General features: G+C 68.3%; 13 protein-coding genes. 5 read left to right on the forward strand and 8 right to left on the reverse strand.

Translation table 11 applies throughout. The annotated features are described in order from the left end of the window. The 7 genes from H7F49_RS14215 to H7F49_RS14245 all read right to left on the reverse strand — a co-directional run. On the reverse strand, positions 1-536 hold a 536-nt coding region (locus H7F49_RS14215), incomplete at its 3' end, for a tyrosine-type recombinase/integrase (protein WP_185684239.1). 154 nt (positions 537-690) lie between these two features. Further along, a complete protein-coding gene (locus H7F49_RS14220; protein ID WP_185684240.1) occupies positions 691-1,407 on the reverse strand; it encodes a hypothetical protein in 717 nt (238 codons plus the stop codon). Positions 1,408-1,549: 142 nt separating this feature from the next. Next, positions 1,550-2,713 carry a GGDEF domain-containing protein gene (locus tag H7F49_RS14225; RefSeq protein ID WP_328806771.1) on the reverse strand — a complete coding sequence of 388 codons (1,164 nt, stop codon included), beginning with the start codon at positions 2,711-2,713 and terminating at the stop codon, positions 1,550-1,552. A gap of 112 nt (positions 2,714-2,825) precedes the next feature. Beyond that, a complete protein-coding gene (locus tag H7F49_RS14230) occupies positions 2,826-3,551 on the reverse strand; it encodes a TadE/TadG family type IV pilus assembly protein (RefSeq protein WP_185684241.1) in 726 nt (241 codons plus the stop codon). After that, a complete protein-coding gene (locus H7F49_RS14235) occupies positions 3,548-4,138 on the reverse strand; it encodes a TadE/TadG family type IV pilus assembly protein (protein WP_185684242.1) in 591 nt (196 codons plus the stop codon). Before H7F49_RS14235 ends, H7F49_RS14230 begins: the two co-directional genes overlap by 4 nt. Positions 4,139-4,169: 31 nt before the next feature. Further along, positions 4,170-6,047 (reverse strand): TadE/TadG family type IV pilus assembly protein, encoded by a 1,878-nt coding sequence (locus H7F49_RS14240; protein WP_235982182.1) that lies wholly within the window; start codon positions 6,045-6,047, stop codon positions 4,170-4,172. 159 nt (positions 6,048-6,206) lie between these two features. Beyond that, positions 6,207-9,074 carry a M16 family metallopeptidase gene (locus H7F49_RS14245; RefSeq protein WP_185684244.1) on the reverse strand — a complete coding sequence of 956 codons (2,868 nt, stop codon included), beginning with the start codon at positions 9,072-9,074 and terminating at the stop codon, positions 6,207-6,209. A 125-nt stretch (positions 9,075-9,199) separates the two neighbouring features. Between H7F49_RS14245 and H7F49_RS14250 the strand changes: the two genes are divergently transcribed. After that, on the forward strand, positions 9,200-9,643 hold the full coding sequence (locus H7F49_RS14250) for a hypothetical protein (protein WP_235982183.1): 444 nt from the start codon (positions 9,200-9,202) through the stop codon (positions 9,641-9,643). Between the two features lie 517 nt (positions 9,644-10,160). On the opposite strand, the gene purC is transcribed toward H7F49_RS14250, so the two are convergent. After that, positions 10,161-10,943: a phosphoribosylaminoimidazolesuccinocarboxamide synthase gene (gene purC / locus H7F49_RS14255; RefSeq protein ID WP_185678792.1), complete on the reverse strand. Its 783-nt coding sequence runs from the start codon at positions 10,941-10,943 to the stop codon at positions 10,161-10,163. Between the two features lie 342 nt (positions 10,944-11,285). Here purC and H7F49_RS14260 point away from each other — a divergent pair, with 342 nt between their 5' ends. From H7F49_RS14260 to H7F49_RS14275, 4 genes are all read left to right on the forward strand, one after another. After that, positions 11,286-11,873, forward strand: a complete 588-nt coding sequence (locus tag H7F49_RS14260) for a GNAT family N-acetyltransferase (RefSeq protein ID WP_185684246.1) — start codon at positions 11,286-11,288, stop codon at positions 11,871-11,873. Then, the gene (locus tag H7F49_RS14265) at positions 11,870-12,766 is read left to right on the forward strand and encodes a carbon-nitrogen hydrolase family protein (protein ID WP_185684247.1); all 897 of its coding nucleotides are present in this window, start codon (positions 11,870-11,872) and stop codon (positions 12,764-12,766) included. The genes H7F49_RS14260 and H7F49_RS14265 overlap by 4 nt, the downstream gene beginning before the upstream one ends. Before the next feature lie 543 nt (positions 12,767-13,309). Further along, entirely contained in the window at positions 13,310-13,543 is a 234-nt protein-coding gene (locus H7F49_RS14270) for a hypothetical protein (RefSeq protein WP_185684248.1), read from the forward strand. 552 nt (positions 13,544-14,095) lie between these two features. Then, positions 14,096-15,706 carry a response regulator gene (locus H7F49_RS14275; RefSeq protein WP_185684249.1) on the forward strand — a complete coding sequence of 537 codons (1,611 nt, stop codon included), beginning with the start codon at positions 14,096-14,098 and terminating at the stop codon, positions 15,704-15,706. Positions 15,707-15,718: the final 12 nt, after the last annotated feature.

Here is a 15,718-nt window from a genome sequence, read left to right on the forward strand (position 1 = left end):
AGATCGGCAGGCAGCAGGGCATTGCGATAGCGCCCGCCTTTGCCGCGCTCCACCCGCAGGAGCATGCGTTTGCTGTCGACATCGCGGACCTTGAGCATGGTCACCTCGGCAGCGCGCAGGCCAGCCCCATATGCGACCGACAGCGCCGCCTTGTGCTTGAGGCAGTTGGTGGCTCCCAGCAGCTGCGCCACCTCGTCACGGCTGAGGACAACGGGCAAGGCACGAGGGTTCTTGACCGTATGGAGCCTGCGGGACAGGTCAGGGCGGTCAATTGTGTGCGTGAAGAAGAAGCGCAGGGCAGAAACGATGCTGTTGAAGGTGGGGATGCCCAGGCCCGCCTCGCGCTGTTCGACCTGGAATTGCCGCAGATCCTCGACAGTCGCGGTATCGGGAGGACGGCCAAGATAAGTGGCAAACCGAGCGACATGGCGCACATAGTCGAACTGGGTCTTCCGGGCGAAGCGGCGCATGTTCATGTCTTCGATCATGCGTTGCCGCAGCGAGCTGGCGGGGGCATCGGACAGAACGTTGGTCATCGTACGACTCCTTGGTTGAAAGGAGCCGCGATCGTCTGCCTACTCGCCGCAGACCTCAACTTCGACCAGGCTGCAGATCAGCGGGCTGACCTCAAGGCAAGCACCACTCCCGCGCCAGCGGGTTCGTACATGTCCCAGTTCCCCCCAAAGAATCTCACCCCGCCCCATAATCCCCCACCGCCGTCCCGTCATCGTACCGCGCGCCATCCTCTTCCCACCAGCGTTCGCCCTTGCGCGCATCCTCTTCGTTGGAGGCCTGCCATTGCGCATAGAGCTGCGCGGTGCGGGGGCTGGTGCGTTCGATAATGTCCTCGCGCAGGCGGGCGAGGTTGTCCTCGATCGACTGGCGCACCTCTTCGGCGCTGACCGGATTGCGGAATTCCTTCTCCCATTCCGCGCGCCACTGCTTCTTCAGGCGCTTGAGCTCGGTCTGGGTGACCATGCCGAGGCGCGTCTGGGTGGCGGCGAAGCGGGTGGGGGCGCGGTTTCTCAGCAGGAACATCAGCAGCCGGTCGTTGCGCACGATCCGGGTGCCGACCAGCTTGCCATAGGAATAGACCGGCTCCTCCGTGCCGTTGATCGCGCGGTCCATCGCGATGTCCTCCAGCCGCTGGACCCCGGCGGCGAGCGCCTCCTCCCACGCCTTGCGGAACGAGGCGGCCTTGGGATGGCGGCGGAGCTGGTACGCGCCCGCGGGGGTCATGTTGACCGCGTGCGCGGCGGCGCGGATCGAGCCGGTGGCCAGCAGCGCCTCGATGAAGCCGCGCTGCCGTTCGGGGGTCCAGCCATCGAAGCGCGGGCTGTGCCGCGGCACCGGATCGAAGGCGGGGACCGGGTGCGTGCCGGGGGCGGGGCGGGTGCGGTCGATCATCGGAGGCAGGCTCGCGCAGCTTGCGGGGGGCGGGGGGCGCGGATCCTGCACCGGATCGGGGTCTGTAGGACAGCCCCCGTGGCGCGGGGGGAGGCCGGAGGCCGGGGTCGGGGGAGAGCGGAGGCGGCCGGCCCGGCGGGGTTCAGGCCGCCTTGGGCGGTCCCGCGATCAGGCGCACCTGGGCGCTGGCCCGGACGATCCGGTTGCGGCCGTCCTTCTTGGCGATGTAGAGCGCCTCGTCCGCGGCGCGCAGCGCCTCGCGCGAATCCGGATATTCGAAGACATCGGCGATCCCGGCCGAGAAGGTGACCTTGCCGAAGGGAATGTCGGTCGCCCGGTTGACCATGCGGCGTTCGGCCAGGGCATCGCGCGTCTCGTCCAGCCGGTCATAGGCTTCGTCCAGCGGCAGGCCGCGGAACAGGACGACGAATTCCTCCCCCCCGTGGCGGGCCACGTGGCAGCGGTCGTCCGAAATCTCGTTCAGGGCGCAGGCCACCGCGCGCAGCACCCGGTCGCCGGCATCGTGGCCGTGGGTGTCGTTGATCCGCTTGAACCGGTCGATGTCGCAGAACGCGACGCAGAGCGGATCGCCTTCTGCCTGTGCGGCGACCAGCTCGCGGGCCAGGCGGTGCTCGAAGGCGCGGCGGTTGGGCAGGCCGGTCAGGTGGTCCAGCTCGGCGTGGCGCCGGGTCTCTTCCAGGCTGCGATGCAGCGCCCGGGTCTCCTGCTCGGACCGGACCATGTGCCGTTCGATGTCGTGCGTGCGCTCGATCATGGTGCGGGCGATCGCCAGCACGTCGGCCAGCATGGCCCCGGCGTCGCCCCCCTGTTGCAGCCCGTCCACCTGGTCGCGCAGGGCGGCGCTGTACTCGGTGGTGGCGGTGCGGGCCTGGGTGGTGGTCTGGCTGAAGCTTTCGAGGTTGCGCTCGAGCCGCTCCATCAGCCGGGCCACGGCCGCCAGCTCGTCCTGCACGCCTTCGCCGCGCCGGAAGCCGACCAGCCAGTCGAGCGAGACGGGTTCGGCGGCGCGTTCCCGCTCGGCCACGGCCAGGGCCAGGCGCGGGTCGTTGCCGGTCACGCAGTCGTAAGCGGCGAGCAGGGTGGACTGCGACAGGCGCAGGTGGTGGCGGCCGAGGAAGCCGGCCATTTCGGCGAAGATCGCGTCGGGGCCGTGCGGCTCCGTGTCGTGCGGGTCGCCGTCATCGGCCCACCCGGCATCCGGTGCGGACGCCGGCTGCGGTCCGGACAGCAGCGAACGGAGCCGACCGAGGAGTCCGGGGGCGCGGGGCGGGCGGGGATCGGGCACGGGCATGGTTCGATGAACGGCACCGGTGCGGCGGAATTAAGCGCCGGAGCCCCGGTGCGGGCCCCGGCGCGGGCCCCGTCGCGGGCTCTCGCCCGGCCCGGTCCCGCGGTGCTCAGCAGGTCGAGCGGCTGGACGTGGGCGAGGGGTTGGCCAGTCCGGCGCCCGGATAGGGGCTGCCGCCGGTCAAGTCGCGGTCGTCGCGGACATAGACCGCCGCCGAACGGTAGATCAGCGGGGCCGCGGCGCCGCCCACGTTGAAGAAGATCGGCCGGTACTGGTAATAGACCTCGACGAACATGATCGCCGAGTTGGAATCCGCCGTCAGCAGGCTGCCCGAGGGGCCCATGCCGGCGAAGCTGGTGCCGGTGGCCGTGCCCGTGCCCTGGACGCCGTACTTGGACGCCCAGGTGGTCAGCCCGCGGCAGCGCTGCCAGTGGATCCACTGTCCGCCGGCGTTGTTCTGTTCCAGGCTGGACAGGATCACCCGGCCGTTCTGGTACATCTGGAGGCCGGGGTATTGCAGGTCGATCGCGGCGAACAGGTCGTTGACGTCGAACTCGCGCATCACCGCGCCGCCGCTGCCGCTGGCCTGCTTGGCGCGCGAGGCGTTGTCGGCCATCATCACCGCGGCCTGGCTGACGCGCATGTAGGTGGTCGCCATGTTGGCCAGTTCGATCGTGCCGAGGCCCGCGCCCGACAGGACCGGCATGACCATCGCGAATTCGACCGCGGAGATCGCCCGCCGATCGCGCCGCAGGCGGCCGAGCAGGCCGCGCCAGCGGTCCAGGCGGGACGGCCTCGCCGATCCGGCCGGTGGCGCAGGAGCCGCCGCGGTCATGGGCACACCTGGCGCGCACCCCAGCCCGGCTGGGTCGCGAAGGGCTGGTTCTTCAGGATGGTCTTGGCCGTGATCGAGGTGGTCGGCGACAGGCCCAAGGCCCGGCCTGCGGGGATGAAGCTGGGATAGCTGACCGTCGCGGTGAATTCGACGATGTCGTTCGCTCCGCCCAGGCCATCGCGCGCCAGATCGGCGTCCCAGCGGTTGTTGCTGTTGATGTCCTGAAAGCACTCGCCGGCGTCGTACTGGCCGTTGCTGTTGCTGTCGGTGAAGTCCTCGGGCTTGTTGACCCTGGAATAGGACGGATAGTTGTCCCGGTCGAAGGTCACCGTCGCGCTGGGCATCACGTTCTTGATCTGGGTGGTGACCATCTGATCGATCGAGGTCTGGTTGCTGGCGCCGGTCTGCAGGGACGAGTTGCGCCCGGCCTGCAGCATGGTCCCTTCCAGCACCGAGCGCATGTAGACGTTGATGCCGAATTCGAGGGCGCCGAACACCATCATCAGCATGACCGGCATGATCAGGCCGAATTCGACCAGCGCGGCGCCTTCGCGGTCGGCCGGAAGCCGGCGAAGACGTGCGGACAATCCTTCATGGCGGCAGGGCATGGCGGCGGCCTCAGCTCTTCAGGCGCAGGTCGGCGACCTGGCTGGCGATCTGGCGGAACGTGTCGTTCAGCGTAGCGGCATTGCTGGCGTAGAACGCCTTGCCGGGGGCGCAGCTCTGCATCTGCGGCGTCAGGCTCTGGCCGAAGCCGATGAACCACAGGGTATAGCCCATGGCCCGGGCATTGGCGCAGGCCGTGGTGAAGCGGGCGTTGTGGTAGTTGTAGAGGTTCCCACCCGAGGGGGCCACGCGGTTGTCGATATCCTCAAGCCCGTAGCTGCTGTAGACATCGCCGTTGGGCGCCAGCTCGCCATCGGTCAGCATGATGATGTGACGGCTGATGGACGGAAGGTTCCCATCATTGACGTTGGCCGACATGATCCCGTTGGGATTGGCCAGTCGGGCACCCCAGATCATGCCGATGTCGTGATAGGTATTGCCCCGGGCGATCAAGGTCCCGAGGTAGTTTTCCAGCCAACCCGGCACAGTGGTGGCGCTGCTGGTGTCCACCGTGGTGAACTTCATCGCCGGAGGAACGCAGTACTCCTGCTCCGAGAAATAGTTGGCGGTGCTATCGAGCTGGGCCCTCTGCCAGCGGTTGTAGACCAGCCGGCCGATGTAGGGGTGCCACCGGGTCGCATCGTTGGTCGGCGCCGATGTCACGTCGTGGTCAAAGGCTCCGCTGGGGGCGACATTGTTCGTGAACAGCGAGTTGACGGTGTCGCGTTCTTCGACGCAGCCATCCCAAGTGTGCATCGTGCTGTAGTAACCGGTGGCCGTCGCAGCCTGCGACGCGAAGCTGATCACGTCGTAGGTCCCCCGCGTCTGCACGGTCGCCCCGTTCGACGTGCTCGAGGGCAGGTCGACCCCGGTCAGGATCTCCACCGGGGCCCGGGCCTTCAGTCGCGAGGTGTCGAGCGTTGCCACCCGGTAAGTGAAGGGCTGGGTGGGGTTCAGGCGCCAGCCATTCTGCGTGGTCGAGGTTTCCCTCCGCCGGCACGTCCCGCCCGAATAGCTGACGAAGGAGTAGGTCCTGGTCGACGTCGCCGGGGCATTGGCCCAGGTGTTGCACGCGCTGGAGCTCGGCTGGCTCGAGCTGACGATCGTGAACGGAAAGTTCGGCGTGTCGAAGTTGAACAGCTTGGTCGAATAAGGCGTTGCGCTGGTGAGATAGCTGCTTGGAATGTCGCCGCTGTCCACCAGGTTGCCGATGTTGACGGTCCCGGCATAGGGCACGAAACCGAAGCGCAACCGGGCCGAGCCGTTGTTCGGCATGGCGAGCGCCATCGTGTAGTAGAACTGGCGGACCGCCTCCTTCAGCGCGACGATCTTCGAGCCGGAACCCGAATTGCAATTCGATCCGTTCGGAGCACAGGCCATCGATCCGGTCACGTCGAGGATGAACATCACGTCGACGTTGGAGATCTGGTATTCCGCACTGCAGGTGGTGCTCAGCGTGAAGCTGTTGCGGTTGACCATCTTCATGATCGTGGTCGGCATCTGGGTCGATGCCGTACCGCTGATCACGCCGTTGCCGGCGTCGGTGGGGGTGAAGGTGGTTCCGGTCGCGCCCGTTCCGGCGGACAGGAAGTTGAAGTTGAACATCGCCGTGGCCTTGGCGATCTCGGCCGAGCCCCAGGTGCCCGACTTGGCCTGGGCGCGACGGCCGGCCAGCACGCCTGCGTCGCAGGCTGCCTGCAGCGTGGTCTGGGTCAGATAGGCCCGGCCCATGTCGACCCCGGCGCCGACGAGCAGCAGGATCGGCGGGGTCACCGCGGCGGCCAGTCCGAGGACGTTGCCGCTGCGGTCCTTCCGCAGGCGACCGAGAAGGGTGTCTGCCCGGCGACGGGTGACGCGGTCAGGGCGAATGCAAAGGCGCGCGTTAACCATTCCGATGAAACCCGATGTGAGTAGAATCCTCAGCCGGGATAGCGGGTTCGGGGTTAAGACTTCGTTTGCGCGATCCTCTGGGAACCCTTTACATTATAGTGGTTTACACCGCGTTTCCGGAGCCCTTCGGGAAGCCCACGTAGTGGCCCGGAACCACGGTTAACGGCGCGTCGGCGCGGGTGCATCCGTGGCGATCGCGGCCACCTCCACCGCTGCATCCGGATCCAGATAGCGCCGCGCCAGGGCCATGATGTCCGCCGCACCGAGCTGCCTGATTCGCTCTGCGGCGTGCTGCTGCCGTTCGATCTGGTAAGCCCGGGTCTGGGCCCGCGCGACCAGTCCGAGCCAGCCGTAATTGGTCTTGAGTCCGTTCTCGACCGCCTCCAGCACGGGCTGCCGGGCGCGCTGGAACACGTCGTCGCTGACCGGTTCGCGCCGCAGCGCCTCCACGGTCGTGCGAATGGCCGCGCGGGTGGTGGCCAGATCGGGCAGCGCCACCGAGGCCGAGACCGTGAAGGTGCCATAGCCGCGCCAGACCGCCGAGGCCGAGCTGTCGGCCGAGGGGGAATAGGCCTTGCCGAGCTGTTCGCGCAGGGTGTCGGTCAGTTCGATCCGCATGACCCGTTCGAGCAGGATCAGACCCAGCACCTCGCGGGGATCGCCGTCATCCCGGGTTGTCCAGGTCAGGCGCAGCAGGGCCTGGTCGGCGGGCCCGCTGTGGCGAACCACGCGCGGTGTCCGGTCCAGGGTGAACGGGCGCGTGCGCTGATCGGGGTAGGGCTGGAATTCCGCCTCGCGCGCGGGCAGGGCGCCGAAGGTGCGGGCCACCAGGGCAATCATCTGGTCTTCGGGCACGTCCCCCACCACGCCCAGTTCGATTGCGCCGTGCGCCAGTCGGTCGGCGATCGCCTCCTTGAGCCCGGCGAAGCTCAGCGCGCGGTAGGCCTCCACCGTCTGCAGGGTGAAGCGCGGATCGTTGTCCGAGAGGATCCCGCCCAGGGCTGCCCCCAGCGCCGATCCGGGCGTGGCATCCTTCCGCGCGAACATGTTGTTGACGTACTGGCGGTACAGCGTCTCGCCCTCGCGGCGATAACCCGGATCGGTGATGAAGGCAGCCATCAACTGCAGTTGCAGGGCCAGGTCCGCCGGGGTGGTCTGGGCCGATGCGGCAAAGGTTTCGGCGGCCGAGGACAGGTTGAAGCCCACGGTCCGCCCCGCCAGGATCGACTGGAGATCGTCCTGGCTGTGCCGGCCCAGGCCACCCGCGCCGAAGGCCAGCATCATGTCGGTGGCGAGCGGCCGGGCCCGGGTGTCCAGCATGTCGCCGCCGTCAATGTGCAGGCTGACCACCACCCGATCGCGTTCGAGCGTGGTCTGCTTGAGGTTCAGGCGGACCCCGTTGGCGAAGCGCAGGGTGCGGATGCCATAGACCGGTTCGCGCGTGTCGCTGACCACGCGGCCGGGCGCACCGAAATCGGTGTAGGCAAAGGCCTCGGCCGTCCGGACCGGGGCTGCCGTCAGCGGGGCTGCCATGGCGGCTTGCCAGGCGCGGCGCAGGGCCAGGCTGCCGCCGTCCGGGGTGCGCCGGCCGGCGAACCGCAGCAGCGGATCGTCGAGCGGGACAAGCTCGCGGCGCAGCGCGGCGAGCACGGCCTCCGGCGTGATCGCGGGGATGAAGGCCTCGAGCCGTTGCAGGGAGCTTTCCGGCGTGGCGGGCACGATGTCATCGCGCACCAGGGCCAGCGCCGCACCGACCAGCGAGGCGTTGGAACGGGTTGCGGCGGCTGCCGCGCCGTTGCGGTGCGCGGCATGGACGTTGGCGACCTGTTCGGCCACTTCCGCGGCGGTGAAGCCTTCGGACAGGGCCCGGCGATACTCCGCCACCGCTGCGGCCAGGCCGCGTCGCCAGCCCCCGTCGATCGTATCGACCACCAGGCTGGTGGTCCGCCCGGCGCGAAATACGTCGCTTGTGCCGAGCCCGGCGCTGCGGAACGGGGGATCGCCCTGCCGGGCCAGCCGTTGCAGGCGGCGGTTGACGATGTCGTAGCCGATCTGCCGCAGCAGGTTTTCCCGCCGCCGCGCCACGCCGTCACGCTCGTCCTGCCATGGCGCATGGCGGAAGGCGGTGATCCGTTCGGACAGGGCAGGATCGACATAGACCGAGGTCCGCCCCATGTCCGCAAAGCGCACCGGTCCGGCGTCGGGCTGGGGCGCGGCCGGCCGGGCCTGCCAATCGGCGAAATGCCGCCGGATCGCCGCCTCGGCCAGATCGGGATCAAGGTCGCCGATCACGATCACGGTTGTCCTGGCCGGAACATAGGTGCGCTGCCAGAACGCGCGGAGCCGCTCGGCCGAGGCCCGCTCCAGCGCGGCCGCCGTGCCGATCGGGACCCGGCTGACGTAACGGGCGCGAGGATTGGCAAAGCCCATCTCGTTCACCGCGGCGCGATAGGCCCACGAATTGCGGTCGCGCATTTCGGCCAGCACCACGCCGCGCTCACGCGCGACGGCTGCCGGGGCGAAGGCCAGTTCGCTGGCGGTCTCGCGCATCAGCATCAGGGCCATGTCGAACAGGGCCGGATCGTTGCGCGGGAGGTCCAGCGTGTAGAGCGTGTGCTGGAAACTGGTCTGGGCATTGGTGTCGGCGCCGAAGGCCAGGCCGGCCCGTTCCAGCAGCCGCACCATCTCCCCCTCCGGCACGCGGGTGCTGCCGTTGAAGGCCATGTGCTCGACGAAATGGGCATAGCCGCGCTCGTCGTCGCGTTCGTCAAGCGACCCGGCGGCGATATCCATGCGCACCAGGGCGGTGCCGGCCGGGTTGGTGCCCTTGCGGATGATGAAGCGCAGCCCGTTCGGCAGGGTGCCCGTGCGGAAGGCGGGGTCGATCGCGATGTCGCTCTGGGCCATCGCCCAGAGCGGGCGGGACGCCGAGGCGAGGGACCCCCGCTCGGGCGCGCAGGCCCCCAGCAGGAGGGCGTGAAGCAGGACCAGCAGCGGGGGCAGGGCGGGAATCAGGCGGCGGGACATGGATCAAGCGTGGCCGCGCTTGGCGGAGGGGGCAAGGGCTACGTCGCCACGGGCCGGCCCGACTTGACCCGCATGCCCCCGAGGGGTTTATCGCGGGGGAGATCCCAGATTCGGAACCGCCCGCCATGCCCCCCGCCATGCCTTTTGCCGACGATGCCGCGATCGCACACCTCGCCCGGCGCATGATCGACCGCACCCTGCCCAAGGCGGAATGGACCCATGCCGGCCACTTCGCGGCAGCCTTGTGGCTGCTGCGGCATCGGCCCGATCTGGCGACCCCGGAGGCGATGCGCGGACTGATCCGGGCCTACAACGAGGCCACCGGAACCCCCAACACCGATAGCAGCGGATACCATCACACCATCACCATCGCCTCGATGCGGGCGGCGGCGGCCCATCTTGATGCGGGAGGCGAGGGCGCTCCGCTGTGCGGAGTGCTCGACCGGCTCATGTCCTCGCCCCAGGGGCGGAGCGACTGGCTGCTGGCCCACTGGAGCCGCGACCGGCTGTTCGATCCGACGGCGCGGCACCACTGGGTGGAGCCCGACCTGGCGCCGCTGCCGTTCTAGGCGGCGCAGCCCCATGGCGCAGCACGCGCCATGGCTGGCAGGGGCGGGGCGCCGCCTTAGCCCTCTCCCCTTCAGGGGAGTGAGTTGGGAGAGGGGCCGGTGGGCATCACTTGCTCAAAACGCATTTGCCCACCCGCAGACTGGCACATCGTTAAAGCCATCGTCATCCCGGGCTTGCCTGCCCTGACGGAGGTCAGGGACCCGGGACCGGGCTTGCCTTCCCCCACCGTCGCCACGCCAGCACTGCCCCAGCTCAGGGCCGGGGCGACGATGGAGGGGGTGGCGGGATGTCCATTTAGGGTGGGGAGCGGACGTTCTTCGATCCTCCCCCAGCGGGGGAGGGGGACCATCCGCAGGATGGTGGAGGGGCACCCCGCCTTGACCAGCTGCCGTGCCCCAAGGAGAGTGCCCCTCCACCACCTTCGGTGGTCCCCCTCCCCGTACCGGGGAGGAAACAAAGGTCCGACTTTGGGCGCAATCGGCCGTCCGAAGCCGCCCGCAAGCCCCGGAACGGGCTCTACTTGCCGCGCAGCTTGCGGTGCTTGGACAGGTCGAACACCTCGCTCGGCCCGTTGTCGGTGTCGAGCAGGCCCAGCCGGCGCGCGACCTCCTGATAGGCTTCTTCCTCGCCGCCCAGATCGCGGCGGAAGCGGTCCTTGTCGAGCTTTTCGCCGGTGACCATGTCCCACAGGCGGCAGCCGTCGGGGCTGATCTCGTCGGCCAGGATCACGCGGCTGTAGTCGCCGTCCCAGATCCGCCCGAACTCCAGCTTGAAGTCGACCAGGCGGATGTTGATCGCCGCGAACATGCCGACCATGAAGTCGTTCACGCGGATCGCCATCGACGAGATGTCCTGCATCTCCTCGTTGCTGGCCCAGCCGAAGCAGGCGATGTGCTCTTCGGCGATCATCGGATCGCCCAGGGCATCGTCCTTGTAGTAGTATTCGATCAGGGTGTGCGGCAGCGGCTCGCCCTCGGGGATGCCGAGCCGCTTGGAGATGGAGCCGGCGGCGACATTGCGCACCACCACCTCGATCGGGATGATCTCCACCTGGCGGACCAGTTGTTCGCGCATGTTCAGGCGGCGGATGAAGTGGGTGGGGATGCCGATGTGCGACAGGCGGGTGAACACATACTCGCTGATGCGGTTGTTGATCACGCCCTTGCCGTTGATCGTGCCCTTCTTCTGGGCGTTGAACGCGGTGGCGTCGTCCTTGAAGTACTGGATCAGCGTGCCCGGTTCGGGGCCTTCATAGAGGATCTTGGCCTTGCCTTCGTAGATCTGGCGGCGACGGGACATCTGCGGCTATCCTTCACAGTGGGCCTAGACGGTGGCATTTCACAGGGGCGGCCCCACGGGAAACCAAAAGCCCCGGCACCGCGTGGAGGCGAGTCCATCGCAACGGCCGGGGCGCTTGGCGGGCCCGTAGCCGAACCAGCCCCGAAGTGCAAATTCGCCGGTCGGCGCCCGTTCGCCCCCTGTCCGGGGCCTGCCCTGGGCTCTTGCCACGAGCGGGCGGCCCTGACCGACCGTCGGCATGCGCGATCCGGACCGTGGCCGGCGCAGTGCCGCTGACAGGGCGGGGGCATTGGGCTAAGCCCCTCGGGCATGTCTCTGGGGTGCCCAGACGAAGGAGGCCTGATGGCGATTGAAGTCCGTCCGCTGACCGGAGCCGAGATCGGCGCCGCGATTGACGATCTGGCCGGGCTGCGAATCGCGGTCTTCGCCGACTTTCCCTACCTCTATGCGGGCGATCCGGCCTATGAGCGGGACTACCTGCGCGAATTCGCCGCGGCGCCCGACGCCGTGCTGGTGGCCGCCTTCGACGGGGCCCGGATCGTCGGGGCCGCCACGGCCTCGCCCATGGCCGCGCAGAAGGCGGAGTTCCGCGCCCCGTTCGAGGCGCGCGGGATCGACACCGCCGCGCTGTTCTATTTCGGCGAGAGCGTGCTGCTGGCCGATTATCGCGGGCGCGGGATCGGTCATGCCTTCTTCGATCACCGCGAGGCCCGGGCGCGGGCCTGCGGCGCCGGTTCGGCCACCTTTGCCGCGGTGATCCGGCCGGCCGACCACCCGGCGCGCCCGGCCGGCTATCGCCCGCTGGACGCCTTCTGGACGGGCCGCGGCTATGCCCCGGTGCCCGGCCTGGTCACCGAGCTGGCCTGGCAGGAGCATGGCGAGCCGGACGAAAGCCCCAAGCCGATGCAATACTGGATGCGGCGGCTGTGAGCGCCTTCATCGTCGCCGCCGCCCAGTACCCGATCGACCGGCTGTCGGGTTGGGAGGCCTATGCCGCCAAGCTGGAGCGCTGGGTGGCCGAGGCGGCCGCGGGCGGGGCGGCCCTGGCGGTCTTTCCCGAATATGGGGCGATGGAGCTGGCCGCGCTCGATCCCGCGACCATGGGGGACCTGGCCGGATCGCTGCACCACGTGGCGCGCCTGGCGCCGCAGGTCGATGCGCTCCACGCCGCACTGGCGCGGCGCCACGGCCTGCATATCCTGGCGGCCTCGCTCCCGGTGCGCCTCGACGATGGCCGCTTCGTCAACCGCGCCCGGCTGTTCGCTCCGAACGGCAAGGTCGGGGTCCAGGACAAGCTGGTGATGACCCGCTTCGAGCGCGAGCAGTGGCACGTGTCCGCAGGGGGCCCGCTGCACCTGTTCGAGACCGCGCTGGGCCCGATCGGCGTGACCATCTGCTACGACAGCGAGTTCCCGCTGCTCGCCCGCGCGCTGGTTGAATCCGGCTGCGAGCTGCTGCTGGTGCCAAGCTGCACCGACAGCCTGCACGGCTACTGGCGGGTGCGGATCGGCGCCCAGGCGCGCGCGCTCGAGGGGCAGCTCGTGGCGGTCCAGGCGCCCACTGTGGGCCTCGCCGAATGGTCTCCCGCCGTCGATGTCAACCGTGGCGCGGCCGGAGTCTATGGCCCTCCCGACCTGGGCTTTCCCGAGGACGGCGTGATCGCGACCGGCCGCGAAGGCGAGACGCAATGGCTCCTGGCCGAGGTTGACCTGAACCGGGTGCGCTTGGCCCGGCAGGAGGGCGCCGTTCGCCCGGTGGCGCACTGGCCCGAGCAGCCCGGTGCGGCGCCCCTGCCGGCGGTCGTGCGCGTGGACCTGCGCTAGCATCCCGTCTGTCCAGTTCGTTTGACTGAACATGACGCAAATTTAATTGACACCCGGACTCTGGTGCATTGTCCTGCAAGACCAGTATCTTGCGGCAATGTGTGGCGGACAGCATCCGATCCTTGCAACCGATTTTACTTTCCTTCAGCTGAAACTAAGCATAAGCCGCGCACGGTCTTCTGACTTACCGGGAAGAAGCTCGGAAAGAGGCGTTGCGGCTTGACCGAATGGGGCTTCGCCTCGCTGCGGTCCGTGCCGAGCGCCTCTTTTTGCGTTGGCGCACCAGGCTTGACCTTGGTTCTTACCCCATCGGGGTATCTCAGACCCGGTTTCGTTGAAAGTTCTGCCGAAAAGCTTGCTGCCGAGCCTGGGCAAGCTGTGGTTAGCCTGCCGCCGCATCCGCACCCAGCGAGCCGCGTGCTGAACCCGCACCGGCACGTCCACCGCCCTGGCCGGCACGCGGCCGGAGGTTTTCGGTGGGCTTGATGGGCGCCGGGGCGACTCAACGGATGCACCTGCGGGTGGCCCGGGAGGATGGCGGCGATGACCAGGCATGGGCAAGCATCGGACGAGCGGGTTGCGTCCCCGGGTGAATGGCGGCACCCGTCAGGACCGGGCTTCCGCGAGCCGGGCTCCGCTGATTCCACGGCCGGCGCTGCCGGGCCGCTGGAGCCGCGCTGGTCGGCGCGGCGCTCGCTGATCGTGGTCGTGGCCCTGTCCTTGCTGCTCTGGAGCCTGATCCTCGGCGCGACCGGCGTCCTGCCTATCCGCTTTTGACCGCAGGCAGGGCCGGGTACCCGCCAGGTCCGGACCTGTCTTCCCACCCCGCCACCCTTCCTGGCCTGCGGTCGTACCCTGCTGGCCAAGCCCGTCTGCGTGGCCAGCGGCGGTGGCACGGAAAACCGCGACTCGCGACCTGGCTGACGGCGCGCCCGCCCGGTTCGGGACTGGCCGGAGGCCAGGGCTAAACGGGCGAATCCAGCGCATTTCCCCATACAGCCCCTCCAAGAAGGTATAAGTCATTGAAGTATAAATCTACCACTTTGGGGTATTTTGACGTTCATTCGAATTATAGTATCTCTACACAAAGGGAGATTTCTCAATCCGGTAGTAGTTAACGTCACTTCTTGATTATTCCAATTTCGCCCAAATGCATGATGAAAGGTCCGGATCGGAGTGGAAACCGATCGGCAATAGGGGCGAAATGTCGTGCAGTTCGAAGGTCTAAGCAGCGTAAGCGGCGGGGAACCGCGCAGCCCGAGGTGGTCGGCCCCGAAGTCGTCCGGCCTCCACCAGTCCGGCCTGCAGAGGGCGGGCGTCGTCCGCTTCATGCTGGCGATCGACAACTTCGATCACATCTGCATCGCTTACGGGACGGATCTGGCCGACCTCGCCGTGCGCCGGGTGCGCGCCGCGATCGAAGAATGGCTGGGTGACCGGGCGGAGATCCACTTCGAAAGCGCCGGCGTGTTCTATGGCACGCTCCACCGTCCGCTGAGCGATGCGACCGAGATCGGGGCCGCCACGGTCGGAGCGGCTGTCCGCTCCGGCGAGGCCCTGTCGGTGAACCGCCTCCTGATCAATCCTCCGGTGGTGTTCCTGCCGCATGACGGAGGGACGATCTGCCTGTCGCTGGCCGGATCGTGGTCGGTTCACGATGGTTTTGAGCCGTCCCCGACCCGTCGCTTCGAGGGCGGGTGCCGGGCCGCGTTTTTCGGTGAGCCGCCGGTGCGTGGCAACACCTGGGTTGAGCGCTACCGCGCGGACATGGCCCTGGCGGCGGCGGTCCTCACGGCCCTGCCGGGCGACGGGGGGCTGCCCGATCATTCGGCGAAGGCCCCTGCCGTCCCGGCACAAGCTCCGGTGTCCTACTCCACCGCTGGTGCCGTGTTCCGCGTGTTTGAGGCCATGGGCCGGGAATCGGGTGTCGTGCAGCCGATCCGCCAGTCGACCGGAGCAGAGCCGCTGGTCTTGACCTGGCGGCCCGTCCGCGATGGTCACTTCGGTCAGGACGTGCTGTTCTACGAGATGGTCCCGCAGCTTTGCGGACGTGACGGGCAGCGTCGCGATCTGATGGATTCCCGGCCGGCGCTGGAGCGGCTGGGCCTGGCCGTGGCCCTCGACCAGTTCCTGGTCAACAGCGCGCTCGATCTGCTCGAGGCCGACCCCGACGTGGCGATCGCCGTCCAGGTCTCGGCCCAAAGTGTCAGTTCCTGTGCGCGCTGGGGCGGCCTGTTCCGGCGTCTGACCGGCAGCAGCAGCGTGGCGAACCGGCTGATCATCGCCATCACCGAAACCACGAGCTTTCCCGACTTTGCCGAAGCGGTCCAGTTCGTGTCGCGGCTCCAGGCCTTCGGTTGCGCCGTGGCCGTCGACAATTTCGGGCTCGGCTATGTCGTCGAGATGTTCGAATCCGGCGCTGCCCTGCTCGAACGGGCCAAGCAAGGCTTGTCCGGATGCATTGTCCTGGATGTCCGGATGCCTGGCGTCAGCGGCTTGGAGGTGCAGAAGCGGCTCGCCGCGCTGGACATTCATACCCCGGTGATCGTGGTGAGCGGGTTTGCCGACATCGAGATGGCGGTCAAGGCGATGAAGGCCAACGCTTTCGAGTTCCTCACCAAGCCGTTCCGCGACCAGGACCTGTTCGATGCGATCGGGGCGGCGATGGAGCTGGATTCCAGCCGATCGGTCCAGTCCCGCGAACGGCGCGAGGCCGACCGGCTGATCCGCAACCTCACCACCCGCGAGTACGAGGTCTTCGTGCGGCTCTGCCATGGCCAGGTCGGCAAGCAGATCGCCCACGAACTCGGCATGTCCGAAGCCACCGTGAAGGTCCACCGGCGTTCGATCCTGCACAAGCTTGACGTCAAGCATCTCGGCGAACTGATCCTCAACTACGCCCAGATCGTGAAGACCCATCCGGACGAAGTACAGGGATGATGATCGGGTAGG

It is taken from the genome of Novosphingobium aerophilum (assembly GCF_014230305.1).
In the GTDB taxonomy this organism is placed as follows: Bacteria; Pseudomonadota; Alphaproteobacteria; order Sphingomonadales; family Sphingomonadaceae; genus Novosphingobium; species Novosphingobium aerophilum.

Bases quoted from the DNA above. Each gene is read 5' to 3' on its own strand.
- H7F49_RS14270 (WP_185684248.1), top strand. From the start codon at position 13,310: ATGACCAGGCATGGGCAAGCATCGGACGAGCGGGTTGCGTCCCCGGGT.
- H7F49_RS14260 (WP_185684246.1), top strand. From the start codon at position 11,286: ATGGCGATTGAAGTCCGTCCGCTGACCGGAGCCGAGATCGGCGCCGCG.
- purC (WP_185678792.1), bottom strand. From the start codon at position 10,943: ATGTCCCGTCGCCGCCAGATCTACGAAGGCAAGGCCAAGATCCTCTAT.
- H7F49_RS14220 (WP_185684240.1), bottom strand. From the start codon at position 1,407: ATGATCGACCGCACCCGCCCCGCCCCCGGCACGCACCCGGTCCCCGCC.
- H7F49_RS14250 (WP_235982183.1), top strand. From the start codon at position 9,200: ATGCCCCCCGCCATGCCTTTTGCCGACGATGCCGCGATCGCACACCTC.
- H7F49_RS14240 (WP_235982182.1), bottom strand. From the start codon at position 6,047: ATGGTTAACGCGCGCCTTTGCATTCGCCCTGACCGCGTCACCCGTCGC.
- H7F49_RS14230 (WP_185684241.1), bottom strand. From the start codon at position 3,551: ATGACCGCGGCGGCTCCTGCGCCACCGGCCGGATCGGCGAGGCCGTCC.
- H7F49_RS14275 (WP_185684249.1), top strand. From the start codon at position 14,096: ATGCTGGCGATCGACAACTTCGATCACATCTGCATCGCTTACGGGACG.
- H7F49_RS14245 (WP_185684244.1), bottom strand. From the start codon at position 9,074: ATGTCCCGCCGCCTGATTCCCGCCCTGCCCCCGCTGCTGGTCCTGCTT.